Origin of the sequence: Rubrivivax gelatinosus (assembly GCF_004340905.1) — a bacterium.
Lineage (GTDB): Bacteria > Pseudomonadota > Gammaproteobacteria > Burkholderiales > Burkholderiaceae_C > Rubrivivax > Rubrivivax gelatinosus.
On sequence record NZ_SLXD01000008.1, the window covers coordinates 106,409 to 120,426 of the forward strand.

A 14,018-nucleotide genomic window follows, 5' to 3' on the forward strand; every position below is an offset into this window, starting at 1 on the left:
ATCGCGCTCGCGTTCTGACCGTTTCCCGCACGACATGAAGACACTCCCGGGCCTGGCGCTCGCGCTGCTGGCCGGCGCCGCGCTCGCCGCACCGCCGAAGAAGGCGCTCGAAGGCCGCGTCACCCAGGTCGTCGACGGCAACACCGTCGTCGTCACGCCCGCCGAGGGCGCTCCGGTGCGTGTGCGCCTGGCCGGCGCCGAGGCGCCGCTGGCCTGCCAGGACTGGGGGCCCGAGTCGCGCCGTGAACTCGCCGACCGGGCCCAGGGCCATGCCGTCACGGTCACCCGGCCGGTGACCGGGCGCGACGGGGTCGTCACCGGCTCGGTGATGCTCGACGGCCAGGATCTGGCGCGCCACATGGTGTCCGAAGGCCACGCCTGGAGCACGCGCGTGAAGTGGGACCGCGGCCCCTTCGTCAAGGAGGAGCGCGTGGCCCATGCGCTGCAGCGCGGGCTGCATTCGATGCGCGGTGCGCTGCGGCCGGCGGACTTCCGCCGCCAGCACGGCCCCTGCTGATCAAGGCACGCGCACCCAGCGCAGTTCGAGCACGTCGTCGGGCCGCATCACGGCCTTGACCTCGTGTTTCATCGCCCAGGCCAGCGTGCGTCGGTACAGCGGCACCGCCGGCAGCGTGTCGCGCAACTGCTGCAGCACGACGGCGACCATCGCACGCCGGCGCGTGCGGTCGGGCTCGACACGCAGGCCGTCGATCAGCGCGTCCAGCGCCGGGTCCGAGAAGTTGCCGGCGTTGAACGCGCCGCGGCCTTCGGCGGCGCGGGTGCGGTACAGCGCGTTCAGCGTCGCCCAGGCGTCGGTGGTCGGCGTCCAGCCGAACTCGGCGAAGCTGGCCGTGGCCTGCGTCAGCTTGGGGAAGAACTGGTTCGCCGGGCTGGAACGCAGCGTCGTGCGGATGCCGACCTGCGTCAGCATCGCCGCGGCGGCCTGGCACACCGCCTCGCGCCAGGCCACGTTGACGCAGTCCAGCGTGACGCCGAAGCCGTTCGCGTAGCCCGCCTCGGCCAGCAGCGCGCGTGCGCGTGCCGGGTCGTAGGGCAGGCGGCGGTCGAGTTCGGCCGGCGAACCCTCGACACGCGGCGACAGATAGGCACCGGTGGGCACGCCCTGGCCGCGCAGCACCTTCTGCACGATCAGGTCGACGTTGATCGCGTGGTAGACCGCCTGGCGCACGCGTTTGTCGCGCCAGGGGTTGCGGCCGCGCACATCGGAGAACTCCAGCTCGTCGCGGCCGAGGTCGAAGACGAGGTACTGCTGGCCCAGGTCGGCGCTGCGCTGCACCGTCAGGCGCGGGTCGCGCATCAGGCGCTCGACGTCCTGGAACGGCGGGTCGAGCACGAGGTCGACTTCGCCCGAGGCCAGCGCCGCCAGCCGCGTGGCGTCGGACTTGATCGTCGTGAACACCACCTCCTGCAGGTTGCCGTGGCGCCGGGTGTCGGCCCAGCCCCACCAGCGCGCGTGGCGCGCGAGCGTGGTGCGCATGTCGGCCTCGTAGCGCACGAGGCGGAACGGGCCGGTGCCGTTGGCGTTGCGCAGCGTGTGCGTCTCCTGGCGGCTGGCGATGTCCTGCGCGCGTTCGACGCCGTGGCGGCGGCTCCAGGCCCGGCTCATGATCGCGATCGACTGCAGCTTCTCGGGCAGCACCGCGTCGGGCTGGGCGCAGCGGATCTCGACCGTCGACGCGTCGATCACGCGCGCGCCTTCGACACCCAGCAGCTGGAACGCACGCTGCGACGGCGGCGCCAGCGCCCGTTCGATCGAGAACACGACGTCGTCGGCGGTCATCGGCGTGCCGTCATGGAAGACGACGCCCGGGCGCAGCGTGAAGCGCCAGGCGCGCGGGCCGGCGGGCTGCCAGGCGGTGGCCAGCGCCGGCTCGAGTTCGTAGCGTTCGTTGCGGCCCACCAGCGACTCGTAGACCTGCGAGGCGATGCGCTGGTGGTACAGCAGCGCCAGCGCGTGCGGGTCCAGGGTCTGCGGGTCGAAGGCCGAGGCCACGCGCAGCGTGGCGGCCTGCGCCAGCGAGACGGCGGCCAGTGCCAGCGCGGCGGCGACGCGCAGGACGGGGCGGAGCGATCGCACGGACACCTCCAGCGCGGCGGTGACGGCGCGGCGCGCGCCGATTCTAGGCAGCGTCGCGGCGCCTGCGGGCGGCGGCCAGGAAGTCGGCGAGCAGGCGCGAATCGTCGAAGGTCGCCGGGTCACCCGGCACGTGGAACTCGGGGTGCCACTGCACCGCGGCGATCCAGGCCTCGCCGCTGTGGCGCACCGCCTCGACGGTGCCGTCGTCCGGGCACCGGGCTTCGACGGCGAAGCCCGGTGCGAGCTTCTCGATCGCCTGGTGGTGGATGCTGTTGACGGTGGCCTGCGCCAGCCCGCCGTAGAGCTGCGCCAGCCGCGTGCCGGGCACGATCTCGACGTCGTGGAAATGGCGCTCGTAGTTGGAACTGTCGCGGTGCGCACGGGCGGCCGGGCGCTGCGTGGCGATGTCCTGCACCAGCGTGCCGCCGTACATCACGTTGAGCAGCTGCAGCCCGCGGCAGATGCCGAACACCGGCTTGCCGGCCGAGACGAAGGCATCGACGAGCTCGATCTCGTAGAGGTCGCGCACGCGGTCGCCGTGCCAGTCGGGGTGCAGCGGCGTCTGGCCGTAGGTCTCGGGCGCGACGTCGTTGCCGCCCTGCAGGACCAGGCCGTCGAGCGCGTCGGCGTACTGGCGCAGGTTCAGGTCGCCGCGCGTGACGACGCTGTCGGTGGTGACCGCCGGGACCATCAGCGCCACCGCACCACCCCGCAGCACCCAGTTCGCGACCGACTGCTCCAGGAAGTGCAGCGTGCGGGTCCAGACGCCGTCGAGGTGGATGCCGGGCGTCCCGGGCGTGTAGATGCGCGCCGAGAAGCCGATCAGCAGCGGGGACTCTCCTGCCATGGTGCCCATGCTATGCAAGAACGGTTCCCCCCGGCGCTGCAGGGCGCTGATACGCTCGGCAGATGACGTTGCGAAGGAGTGCGCGCGCGCCGTGGGCGCGCTGGCTGGGGCCGTGGGTCGGGGACGTGAACCGCACGAGCCTGCGTGCCGATGCCGCCGCCGGCCTGCTGGGCGCGGTGCTGGCGCTGCCGCAGGCCATCGCCTTCGCGGCGCTGGCCGGGCTGCCGCCGACCTGGGGGCTGTACACCGCGATCGTGCCCTGCATCGTCGCCGCGCTGGCCGGCTCCAGCCGGCTGGTGGCCACCGGGCCGACCAACGCCGTGTCGCTGGCGCTGGCGGCGATGCTGGCGCCGCTGGCGCTGCCGGGCAGCCCCGAGTACCTGCGCCTGGCGCTGGTCGCGACGCTGGGCGTCGGGCTGATGCAGACCGCGATCGCGCTGCTGCGGCTGGGTTCGCTGGCGCACTTCATCTCGCCGTCGGTGCTGCTGGGTTTCACCAGCGGCGCGGCGCTGCTGATCGCCTGGCACGCGCTGGAGTCCGTCGTCGGCGACCTGCCCGGCGTCGTGCTCGCCTGCGGCACGCTGGTCGTCGCCTGGGGGTTGCGCCAGCTCTGGCGGCGCGGGCCCTTCCTGCTGGCGACGCTGGCGCTGGCCGCGCTGGCCGCCTGGCTGGCGATGCGCGAAGGTGTGGTGCTGGACTTCGTCGGCGAGCAGCGCATCGACCACCTCTCCTGGGGTCCGCCGGCGCTGGCCTGGGCCGATCTGCCGCGGCTGGCCGGCGTCTCGCTGGCGCTGACCGTCGTCGCGACGGGCCAGAGCATCGCCATCGCCAAGGCGCTGGCCGCACGCACCGACCAGCCGCTGGACGTCAACCGCGAGTGTCTGGGCCAGGGGCTTGCCAACCTGGCCGGCGCCTGCAGCTCGGGCTTCGTCGCCAGCGGGTCGCTCAACCGTTCGATGCCCAACCTGGAGGCCGGCGCGCGCACGCCGCTGGCGGCGGTGTTCTCCGGGCTGTTCGTGCTGCTGCTGGCGCTGCTGGCGGCCCCGGCAATCGCCTGGATCCCGATGGCGGCCATCGCCGGCCTGCTGCTGTGGGTGGCCGCCACGCTGATCGACCGCGAGCAGTGGCGCGAGCGCCTGCGCCAGGACCGCGCCGAAGCCGCGGTGGCCGCGGCGACGCTGGCCGCGACGCTGGCGCTGCCGCTGGAGCAGGCGATCGTCGGCGGTGTCGGGCTGTCGCTCGTGGTCTACCTCTACCGCACCTCGCGCCCGGCGCTGCGCACGATGGGTTTCGACCGGCCGCCGCCCGAGCGTGCGATGGTCGTCGTCGATGACGCGCCCGGCGCCGAGTGCCCGCAGCTGAAGATGCTGCGCATGGAAGGCTCGGTCTGGTTCGGTGCCGTCGCCCACGTCGGCGAACGCCTGCAGGCGCTGCGCGCCGCGCCCGGCGCCCCGAAACACCTGCTGGTGATGGCCAAGAGCATGAACTTCATCGACCACGCCGGCGCCGCGCTCTGGGAGCAGGAGCACACGCGGCGGCTGGCGATCGGCGGCGACCTGTACTTCCACCGCCCGCGCCCCGAGGTGCTGCAGACCTGGCAGCGGCGGCAGTTCCTGGCGCGCCTGGGCGAGGACCACGTCTTCGCCGACAAGACCAGCGCGCTGGCCACCATCGTGCCGCGGCTGGACCCTGCGGTCTGCGCCGGCTGCCGGGTGCGGCTTTACGAGGAGTGCCGGCGCATGCCGGGGCCGCCGGACTGACGCCGTTCAGCGTGGTGCGGCCCAGACGACGTTGTCCGCGCCCGGGGTGCTGCAGCCGGTGATGCACGGCGTCGTGCCCGGGTCGTAGGCGCCGGAGCCGGCCGGGACCTTGATCGTCGTCGAGCCGCCCTGCTGGTTGGACGTGCGTGTCGTCGAGCCGCCCTGGGCCGCCGAGTAGGTGGAGCCGGCCACCACCGTGCTGCCCGAGGTGTTCAGATACTGGCCGGCGAGCACCGAGCCGTAGATCTCGTTGGACGAGCCCAGCAGGATGTTGCCGCCGACGAAGCTGCCTTCGTCCTTCAGCCCGCCCGACAGCAGCGCGATGTTGCCGATCGCCGCGCCGCCGAGTTCCAGCGGCGTGCCCTTGCACAGCTGGGTCGCGTAGTCGGTCGTCGCGAAGCCGTAGCTGCTCCAGGCGGCGAGTCCCAGGCCGCTGCTGGCGCGCCCGAGGCAGGTGTAGTCCGAGCCGGCGTAGTTCGGCGCGTAGACCTTCACGCCGCCGGCGGTGCTGATGTCGCCGGTCGCCAGGAAGGTGTTGACCCAGACGCCGTTGCTGATCGTCAGGTTGCCCTCGAACCACAGCACGCCGGGCAGCATCGTCTTGCCCTGCAGCGTCCAGTTGCCCGAGGCGTAGCTGAGGCAGCTGTTGTAGTCGGAGTAGCCCTGGCAGAGCTTGAGCAGCGGGCTCACGCAGGTCGTGCCGGTGACCGCCCGGCACAGATAGTTGCGGCCGCCGCTGGCGTTGCCGGCGACGTAGTAGCTGCCGTCTTCCAGGCCGTTGATGCCCTTCGCTTCCAGCCTCGGGTTGCCGCTGCCGTCGACGCCGGTGAAGACGAAGTTGGCCTGCGGCTTCAGCGCGTAGGCGTCGACCGTGACGCGCGGCTGCTCGAAGGTGGCGACGGTGGTCACCGTCACCGGCGTGATCGCGACGCTGTAGCCGGACACGACCTTCACCTTCACCGTGCCCGGGTAGGGCGCGACGATGCTGCCCACCGTGCCCGAGGCGACGACGGCGCCGCCGTAGGCGCCCCAGGACGAGCCGCCGAGCAGCCCGGCGCCGTCCAGCCGGCCGGAGATGCCCTGGCCCCAGTAGCCGACCAGCGTCGTCGTGCCGCCGGTGCGCACGGTGCCGGCCGATGTCAGCGTGACGTCGCCGATCGCGCTGATCGTCGTTCCGACGCCGCTGCCCGAAGGCCGGTAGTTGACGCTGCCGTTGGCGGCCAGCGCCGTCGCGGTGGCGCTGGAGGTCCAGTCGATGCTGCTCTCGGTGTAGATCTCGTTGGCCTTGGCCGCGCCGCCGCTGACCGTCACCTTGCCGCTGGCCTGGATGGTGCCGGCGTTGGCCGAGCCGCCGCTGAGCGTCACGGCGCCGTTGCTGTGGATCGTGCCGATCGTCGAGGCCGCGCCGCCGGCCAGCGTGACGTTGCCTTTGGCGGAGATCTTGTTGACCTTGGCTGCGCCGTTGAGCGTGACGTTGCCGTTGCTGCACAGCTCGTCGACCGTGATCGCGGCGTTGACCGTGATGTCGCCGGTGGCGCACACCTGCTGCAGCCCGGTGACCGAGCCGCTGAGCGTCAGCGAGCCGTCGAGCACGTAGAGGTTGCGTGCGTCGGTGCCGGTGTAGCTCACCGAGCCATCGAGCCGGGTGTCGCCATGGAAGGTGGCGCCGGAGGGCAGGGGGGTCTCGTCGTCGGAGCCGTTCTGCGGCGGGCGGATCGCCACGCGCAGCACGCTGCGTGCTCCGGCGCTGGCGCCGACGACGTCGAAGACATAGAGGCCGTCGGCGTTCTTCTCGACCAGCGTCGCGCCGAGGCCCTCGGGCGCGCCGTTGCCGAAGGCCACCGCCCCACCGGCCGCGAGTTCGGTCGTCGTGGGCATCGCCGCGACGGCCCTGGACAGCAGCACGACGCCGTTCCAGGCCTTCATCTCGGCCTGGGTCGCGGTGTGTTCGGCCTGCTGCAGCCGCATCGAGCCCTGCATCGCCCAGGCGGCCATCGCCGAGGCGGCCGCCAGGCCGAGCGTGATCAGCACGATCATCAGCAGCGTCGCGATGCCACGCTGCCCTCCGGCGCCGCAGGCGTTCGTGGGTTGCCGTCGCATCGTCAGCCTCGGATGTTGGGCAGGCAGACCGCCGACAGCGTGTCGCGCACCCCGCTGACCTGCACGCTGGCGCTGCTGCGCTTGAGCGGGCCGCCGTAAGGCCAGCACTCGGCGGTGCCGACGCTGAAGGCCAGGTCCGGAAACACGCCCTGGGGCACCAGCGTCACGACCTCGTCCCAGGACGAGCCCAGCGCCGACAGCGCCGTGGTGCAGGGCTTGGGGCCGAGCATCTGCAGGCCTTGCGATGCGCGGCTGATCAGCGCCGAGCAGGCGAGCGAACCGTCGATCGCCGTCGCCCAGACGATGGCGTTGCCGGCGTGCGCCGTCGCCGACAGCGTCTGCTGGCTGCCCGACAAGCCGTTCGTGCCGCTCAGCGTCGCGTTGGCCAGCAACACCAGATGCTGGTTCAGCGTGCCGCCCGGATTGCTGCTGCCGCCGCCGATGCCCCAGCCGGCCGCCGGCAGCAGCTTGGCGAGCTGGACTTCCAGCCCGGAGGCGGTGCCGGTGAAACGCGCTGCCGAGCCGGTGCTGCGTGACCCGACGACGACGGCGCGCCAGGCGTGCAGCGCCGTCACCAGGCAGATCAGCGCCAGCGCCATCGCCACCAGCAGCGACACCAGCGACATCCCGCGTGCCGACTTCAACGCGAGGCTCCCAGCGTCAGGCTGCCGCCGACCAGCGGCGAGTCGACCTCGACGTCGATGACACGCGCCGCGTCATCGGGAACCGTGACCACGCGTGCACTGTCGCCCGGCAGCGTCACCGTGACGTTGCCCAGGCTGGTGCATTCGACCGTCGTGCCCGAGACGGTGCTCGCATGCACCGTCAGCGTCGGGCTGCTGTCGCACAGGTCCAGGCCCTGGCTGGCGATCTGGCCGCGCAACTGGTCGATGACCTGGGCGCGACCGTTGTTGACGTGCTGCTGGCGCGTGCCCTGGGCCAGCAGCAGCAGCGAGCCCAGCACGGCGACGCTCAGCACCAGCATGCCGATCACCGCTTCGAGCAGGGCCACGCCGCGCTGGCGGCGCGGGTCAGAAGCTCTTGTTTTCGACATGCGCCGACCCCGTCGTGATCGAGAACCGCAGGTCGGTGCTGCAGTCGGCCGCGGCGATCGCGACCCCGGCGCTGTCCAGCGTGATGCAGCGGCTGTCGGGGTCGGCGAGCGAGACGCCGACAACGGCGTCGTAGGCGAAGCTCCACACCGCGTGGGCGGCGCAGTCGTCGCCCAGCACGACCGCGAAGGCGCCGTCGAGCAGGCAGAGCGTGGCCGCACTTTCGCCGCGAGTGGAGGCCAGAGGGTTCTGCAGCGCGGCCGACTTCGTGCTGTCGTAAGCGTGCTGCAACTGAGCCTGCACGCGCGTGAGCCGCGCGTTGTCGCTCCAGTGCGAACCGAGCTGCACGACGAGCAGTGCCATGACGACCGTCAGCACGAGCACGATCATCATCTCCACCAGCGTGAAACCACGCCGGCGGCGCGACGTGGCGCGACTCACCATGTCGAAGCGCTGCCGGGACAGCCCGACTTCGTGCGGCTGCCGCCGCTGGTCAGCACGATTTCGCAACCCGAGACCATCGACGAACTGCCGCTGGCCTTCACTTCGTAGGCCGGTGGAAAGCTGGTGTTGTCCACCGAGACGAGCTCGTAGTCGAAGTCCGCGGACGCCACCGGCTTCCAGCCCGGCAGCGCCGCCATCAGGTTCGAGGTGCCGGCCACCGCAGCGGGATAGGTGGTGTTGTTCAGCAGATGACCGTCGAGGTTCAGCCCCAGCGAGACGAGGTCTGCCTGGGCGGACGCGACACGCTGCCGGGCGATGTACTGGCGATAGCTCGGGAAGGCGATCGCGGCCAGGATCGCCAGCACCACCAGGGCCACCATCAGCTCGATCAACGTGAAGCCGTCCGCGCGGCGCGGCTGGCGTTCGAGAGCATGCATGGCGGAACTTCCTGACGACGGCGAATGAACCCCGCCCGGGGCTCCGTCAGAACCCCGGGCGTGCAAGGGCCGGCCGCCGGGGTGATGCTCGATGTCGTTCGGGAACGATCGGCGACGTCGGCGGCTAGCTCAACATATTGTTACATGGCAAGCGATTCAGCCCGCCAAGTTAGGGGGCTCATTGCGCAGTCTTGCCGGTGCCATCGCCCCGGGCTCGACGCCTTCACGCGCCAGCGCCTCGGGCAGCGGCGCCTTGAGGATCAGCGACTCGGCCAGCAGCGCCGCGCCGGCGGCGCTCTGGATGCCGTAGCCGCCCTGGCCGGCGAGCCAGAAGAAGCCGGCGGCCGTCGGGTCGAAGCCGATCACCAGCTCGCCGTCGGGCGCGAAGGTGCGCAGCCCGGCCCAGGTGTGGCGCGGGCGGCGGATCGTCATCGTCGTGCGCTGCTGGATGCGGTCGATCGCGATCGCGATGTCCAGCTCCTCGGCGACGACGTCGTGCGGCTCGACCGGGTCGGCGTTGGCCGGCGAGCCCAGCAGCTGGCCGGCGTCGGGCTTGAGGTACCAGCCGTCGTCGGCGGCGCAGACGGTGGGCCAGTGGCGGTGGTCCACGCCCGCTGGCGGGTCGAAGCTGAAGGCGCTGCGGCGCCGGGGCTGCAGCCCCAGCGGCGCCAGTCCGGCACGCTGCGCGACCCCGTCGGCCCAGGCGCCGGCGGCGTCGACCAGCACCGGCGCCGCGGCCCGGCGGCCGTCGGCCAGCGTGATCTGCCAGGTCTCGCCGTCGCGGCGCGCGGTGGCGAGTTCGGCGTCGGTCCAGACCGTGGCGCCGTGCGAGCGCGCCACCGCCAGCCAGCCCTGCAGCGCGGCGTGCACGTCGATGTCCATCGCGTCGGGTTCGGCGACCGCGCCGATCAGGCCTTCGGCGCGCAGCACCGGCACGCGCGCCAGCGTCTGCCCGGCGTCCAGGCGTTCGACGCCCGGGCCGGCGGCGAGCGCGTCCAGCAGCGCCTCCTGGCCCTGCCAGGCGACGTAGAGCACGCCGCGCGGTGACAGCAGGGGCACGATCGACGGCGCGGCGTAGCTGGCGCGGCTGGCGCGTGTCAGCGCACGCGCCTGCGGCGGGCCGTAGCTCTCCATGAACATCGCCGCGCTGCGGCCGCTGGCCTGCGTGCCGGGCTGGCTCTCGCGCTCGAGCAGCAGCACGCGGCCGTGGCCGGCCAGGCGCGCGGCGAGCGAGACGCCGGCGATGCCGGCGCCGACGATGGCGTAGTCGAAGGCGTTGTCGGTGGTCATGGTGGCGTGTGCACGTGCGGCGCCGCGATTGTGCGCCGCCCCCGTCTGTGTGCGCTGCCCGACAGACGCTGCCGGATGCCGCGGCCAGCATGGGTTCTCCACTGAACGAGGATCCGCCATGCAAACCAACTTCCAGAAACGCGACCGCTACGGCATGTACGCGCGCGGCAACGGCGGCCCCGGCCCGGCGCTGATGGGCGCCGACACGCTGCTGGGCAACGACGTCTGCAACCGCGAAGGCGAGGCCCTGGGAGACATCAAGGAGTTGATGATCGACATGGCTTCGGGCCGCGTCGCCTATGCGGTGCTGTCCTTCGGCGGCGTGTTCGGCCTCGGCGAGAAGCTGTTTGCCGTGCCCTGGTCGGCGCTGTCGCTGGACACCGTGAACCAGCGTTTCACGCTGGGTGTGCCGAAGTCGCTGCTGCGCGACGCGCCGGGCTTCGACAAGGGCCACTGGCCCGACATGGCCGACCCGTCGTGGGAGCGCGTGCTGCACGCCTTCTACGGCGTGAGCGTTCCCGGCGGCTGAGTCCCAGGCGACGCCGGCGGCTCAGGTGGCCGGCGCCGGCTCGAGGCGGCGGCCCAACAGGTCGGTGCTCGCCTCGAAGAACGCCAGGCCGCAGCGCTGCCGCTTGGCGCGGAACATTGCCGCGTCGGCGCGCTGCAGCAGCGTTGCCGCGTCGGCGCCGTCCTCCGGGCAGACCGCGATGCCGACGCTCGGACGCACGCCGAACTGCAGCTCGCCCAGCTGCAGCGGCGCCGACACCGTGGTGATCAGCGTCGTCGCCAGACGCGTGAGTTCGGGCCTGCCCAGCGTCCCGGACACGAGGCAGGCGAACTCGTCGCCGCCCAGGCGGCAGACCAGGTCGCCGCTGCGCAGCGCGCCGCGCAGGCGCCGGGCGACGATGCGCAGCAGCTCGTCGCCGACGGCGTGGCCGTGCACGTCGTTGACACGCTTGAAATCGTCCAGGTCCAGGAACAGCACCGCCAGCGTCGGCCGGTCGGCCCGGCGTCGGCCCAGCGCCTGCTGCAGCTGCAGGTCGAAGCGGCGCCGGTTGGGCAGCTCGGTCAGGCTGTCGTGCTCGGCCTGCCGGCAGGCCTGGCGCTCGCCGGCCCGGGCCAGCGTCAGTGCCCGGCGCAGCGCGGCCGCTTCGCCGATCAGTTGCACCAGGTCGTGGGCGCACTCGCGCGCGATCTCGCGCTGGGCCGCGACCGATGTCGCGTCGTCCGCGGCCCCGGCCCGCAGCCGCCAGGCCACGGCAGCGAGCTTCAGATCCAGGTCGGTGGCCTCCGCCGCGATGGGCTCGGCGGCTTCGGTCGGCAAGGGCAGGGGCGCGAGCATGCGGGACTCCTGTGCCGGGTCGGGCGTTCAGCACCAAGGTGTCGAGCATCGAGTCGCGCGCCGGCCGGGTCTGTACGCTGGCGCACGCAGGCGGGTCACGCCAGGTAACGGGCGTAAAGCAGGCGGTCGCCGGCGTAACAGGGGCAGGCGGCGGCCTCGAGCCCGGCGCGGTCGAGCACGCTCAGCTCGCCACGGTGATAGCGGATCAGCCCCTGGCGCTGCAGCGCACCCGCGGCGATCGTGATGCCCACCCGGCGCACGCCCAGCAGGCCGGCCAGCAGCTCGTGCGTGACGTGGAAGCGGTCGCTGCCGGCGCGGTCCTGGCCCATCAGCAGCCAGCGCGCCAGGCGCTGCACGATCGGGTGGTAGCGCATGCAGCCGGCCGCCGTGACCAGCTGCGTCATCAGCACGTGGATGTAGCGCAGCAGGTGATCCCGCAGCGCCTCGCTGGCCGCCAGTTCACGGCGCAGTGCCGGCGCCGCGACCCGCCAGGACTCGCCTCGGCACTGCACCTGCGCCCGCACCGGCGAGACGTCCAGGCCCAGCAGCAGCGGGGTGCCCAGCATGCCCTCGCGGCCGACCAGGCCGACCTCCAGTCCGGCGTGGCGCTCCACCCGCGCCACCAGCGAGATGAAGCCCGAGCTGGGGAAGTAGGCGTGGCGCGCCGCGGCACCGCATTCGCACAGCACGTCGCCCAGCACCAGCAGCACCGGTTCGCAGACCGCGAGCAGGCGCGTGCGTTCGATCGGCGGGAGGCTGTCGATCAGGTGGTTCCGGTCGGGGGGCACGCGGCTCCTTCTGGCCCCGCTGGACGCCGGGCGGCGGGCACGAGGCCGTGCAGCGTCAGTCTGGGCACTTTCGCGCCCGCCGTCGGTACCCCAGCGCACGCACGCGCCGCCTCAGGTGGCGGTGCCGGGGGGCAGCAGGCGGTCGTATTCGCGCTTGACCACCGCATAGCACTCGCAGGTGCGGGCTTCGAGCCCGGCGCGGTCGAGCACCGTGATGTGTCCGCGTGCGTAGCGGATCAGGCCGTGGCGCTGCAGCCGCATCGCCGCTTCGGTGACGCCTTCGCGGCGCACGCCCAGCATGTTGGCGATCAGCTCCTGCGTCATCACCAGCTCGTTGCCGCGCAGCCGGTCCAGGCTGAGCAGCAGCCAGCGGCACAGCTGCTGGTCCAGCGAGTGGTGGCGGTTGCACACCGCCGTCTGCGCCATCTGCGTGATCAGCGCCTGGGTGTAACGCAGCAGCAGGTGCATCACCGGCCCGGGCCTGCTGAACGCCTCCTTCACCGCCGCGGCGTTCAGCCGCCAGCCCTCGCCCGCGCTCTGCACCACGGCCCGGCTGGGCGTGGTCTCGCCACCCATGAACAGTGAGATGCCGACCAGGCCTTCGTTGCCGACGACGGCGATCTCCGCCGAGGCTCCGTCCTCCATCACGTAGAGCAGCGAGACGATGGCGGTGGTGGGAAAGTAGAGGTGGCCCAGCGGCCGTCCCGACTCGTAGACCACCAGGCCCAGCGGAAGCTCCACCCATTCCAGCTGCGGCAGCCAGCGCTGCAGGTCGGCGGCGGGCAGGGCGGCCAGCAGGTGGTTGTCCTGCACGGGGGAGCGTGGTGACATGGCGGCCTGGCGGTGGGCAGCGCGGACACACGCGCCATGCGCAAGCACTGTAGATCGCCTGCGCGGGCCAGTATGTTCGCCAGCGCACAGTCCCCGCTATCCCGCGACACGACAGTCGTCTTCAGGCCGCAGGACCGTGGCCGCCTTCGCCGCCTCTGCGGCGGCGCTTCAGCGCAGCGTCGGCATGCCGTTCTCGTCGGACAGCACGATCTCGACGCGGCGGTTCATCTGCCGGCCGTCGGCACTGTCGTTGGCGGCCACCGGCTGCGAGGCGCCGTAGCCCTGGGCGGTGAGCTGGGCGCGGTTCACGCCCAGGTCCAGCAGCGCCCCCAGCACCGCATCGGCGCGCCGGCGCGACAGCGACAGGTTGCCCGATTCGCTGCCGGTGCTGTCGGTGTAGCCCTCGATGGATGCCCGGCGCTGCGGCTCCTGCCGGAGCACGTCGCCCAGCTGCTGCAGCTTGCGCAGGCCGCCGGCGCGCAGCTCGGCACGGCCGGAGTCGAAGAGCACGTCGTCCAGCGTCAGCACCAGGCCGCGCTCGGTCTTCCGGGCTTCGAGCTCGCTCAGCTGCGTGCGCAACTGGGCGTTGCGGCGTTCGGCGTCGCCGGCCTGGCGCTGCGCCACCGCGGCCGCCTGCGCCGAGACGTCGGCTTCGCGCGTGCGCGCCGCCAGGCGCTGCTGGTCGCGCTCGGCGGCCGCGCCCGCCACCGCTTCCTCGGACGCCTTGCGGCGGCCGGCTTCGCGCGCCAGCGCGATGCGCTGCTTGGCGAGGTAGCTCAGCTGCTCGACCTGGGCGGCGTCGTCGCGGCGCGCCTGCGCCGCCTCGGCCTGGGCGAGCGCGTCGCCGGCCTGCTTGGCTTCCAGCGGCGCCAGGCGCTGGGTCTGGGCGTCGCCCTGCAGGCTGCGGTAGTCGCTGCGGGCCTGGTCGAGCGCGGGGGTGGTGGTGGGCTGGGTGCTGCACGCGCCCAGGGCGGCGGCGGCGAGCACGGCGAGCGTGAAGTGTCGGAGGGTGGTCATGAGGGTGTCCGG

General features: G+C 72.7%; 15 protein-coding genes. 3 read left to right on the forward strand and 12 right to left on the reverse strand.

Going from position 1 to position 14,018, the window contains the following annotated elements; genetic code table 11:
- Positions 1–34 precede the first annotated feature (34 nt).
- Positions 35–517: a thermonuclease family protein gene (locus tag EV684_RS13585; protein ID WP_132647826.1), complete on the forward strand. Its 483-nt coding sequence runs from the start codon at positions 35–37 to the stop codon at positions 515–517.
- Here the strand turns inward: EV684_RS13585 and EV684_RS13590 are convergent, their stop codons facing one another.
- Positions 518–2,098 (reverse strand): ABC transporter substrate-binding protein, encoded by a 1,581-nt coding sequence (locus EV684_RS13590; RefSeq protein WP_165908489.1) that lies wholly within the window; start codon positions 2,096–2,098, stop codon positions 518–520. It abuts the gene before it with no gap.
- 43 nt (positions 2,099–2,141) lie between these two features.
- Positions 2,142–2,945, reverse strand: a complete 804-nt coding sequence (locus tag EV684_RS13595) for a gamma-glutamyl-gamma-aminobutyrate hydrolase family protein (protein WP_242478525.1) — start codon at positions 2,943–2,945, stop codon at positions 2,142–2,144.
- Between the two features lie 62 nt (positions 2,946–3,007).
- Between EV684_RS13595 and EV684_RS13600 the strand changes: the two genes are divergently transcribed.
- Positions 3,008–4,705 carry a SulP family inorganic anion transporter gene (locus EV684_RS13600; RefSeq protein ID WP_132647829.1) on the forward strand — a complete coding sequence of 566 codons (1,698 nt, stop codon included), beginning with the start codon at positions 3,008–3,010 and terminating at the stop codon, positions 4,703–4,705.
- 6 nt (positions 4,706–4,711) lie between these two features.
- Here the strand turns inward: EV684_RS13600 and EV684_RS13605 are convergent, their stop codons facing one another.
- The 6 genes from EV684_RS13605 to EV684_RS13630 all read right to left on the reverse strand — a co-directional run bounded on the left by EV684_RS13605 (position 4,712) and on the right by EV684_RS13630 (position 10,028).
- Positions 4,712–6,805 carry a hypothetical protein gene (locus tag EV684_RS13605; RefSeq protein WP_132647830.1) on the reverse strand — a complete coding sequence of 698 codons (2,094 nt, stop codon included), beginning with the start codon at positions 6,803–6,805 and terminating at the stop codon, positions 4,712–4,714.
- Positions 6,806–6,807: 2 nt separating this feature from the next.
- Positions 6,808–7,449 (reverse strand): hypothetical protein, encoded by a 642-nt coding sequence (locus tag EV684_RS13610; protein ID WP_132647831.1) that lies wholly within the window; start codon positions 7,447–7,449, stop codon positions 6,808–6,810.
- Complete coding sequence (locus EV684_RS13615) at positions 7,446–7,817, reverse strand: hypothetical protein (RefSeq protein WP_132647832.1); 372 nt, start codon at positions 7,815–7,817, stop codon at positions 7,446–7,448. Before EV684_RS13615 ends, EV684_RS13610 begins: the two co-directional genes overlap by 4 nt.
- A 19-nt stretch (positions 7,818–7,836) precedes the next feature.
- Entirely contained in the window at positions 7,837–8,298 is a 462-nt protein-coding gene (locus EV684_RS13620; RefSeq protein ID WP_200222346.1) for a type II secretion system protein, read from the reverse strand.
- A complete protein-coding gene (locus EV684_RS13625; RefSeq protein ID WP_132647834.1) occupies positions 8,295–8,738 on the reverse strand; it encodes a type IV pilin protein in 444 nt (147 codons plus the stop codon). Before EV684_RS13625 ends, EV684_RS13620 begins: the two co-directional genes overlap by 4 nt.
- A gap of 156 nt (positions 8,739–8,894) precedes the next feature.
- A complete protein-coding gene (locus tag EV684_RS13630) occupies positions 8,895–10,028 on the reverse strand; it encodes an NAD(P)/FAD-dependent oxidoreductase (RefSeq protein ID WP_132647835.1) in 1,134 nt (377 codons plus the stop codon).
- Positions 10,029–10,146: 118 nt separating this feature from the next.
- Here EV684_RS13630 and EV684_RS13635 point away from each other — a divergent pair, with 118 nt between their 5' ends.
- Complete coding sequence (locus EV684_RS13635; protein ID WP_132647836.1) at positions 10,147–10,557, forward strand: PRC-barrel domain-containing protein; 411 nt, start codon at positions 10,147–10,149, stop codon at positions 10,555–10,557.
- Between the two features lie 21 nt (positions 10,558–10,578).
- Here the strand turns inward: EV684_RS13635 and EV684_RS13640 are convergent, their stop codons facing one another.
- The 4 genes from EV684_RS13640 to EV684_RS13655 form a co-directional block, all read right to left on the reverse strand.
- Positions 10,579–11,370, reverse strand: coding sequence for a GGDEF domain-containing protein (locus EV684_RS13640; RefSeq protein ID WP_132647837.1), 792 nt, complete (start codon positions 11,368–11,370; stop codon positions 10,579–10,581).
- Between the two features lie 95 nt (positions 11,371–11,465).
- The gene (locus tag EV684_RS13645) at positions 11,466–12,158 is read right to left on the reverse strand and encodes a Crp/Fnr family transcriptional regulator (protein WP_132647838.1); all 693 of its coding nucleotides are present in this window, start codon (positions 12,156–12,158) and stop codon (positions 11,466–11,468) included.
- A 111-nt stretch (positions 12,159–12,269) separates the two neighbouring features.
- Entirely contained in the window at positions 12,270–12,989 is a 720-nt protein-coding gene (locus EV684_RS13650; protein WP_200222347.1) for a Crp/Fnr family transcriptional regulator, read from the reverse strand.
- Between the two features lie 168 nt (positions 12,990–13,157).
- Complete coding sequence (locus tag EV684_RS13655) at positions 13,158–14,006, reverse strand: OmpA family protein (RefSeq protein ID WP_132647839.1); 849 nt, start codon at positions 14,004–14,006, stop codon at positions 13,158–13,160.
- Between the last annotated feature and the right edge of the window lie 12 nt (positions 14,007–14,018).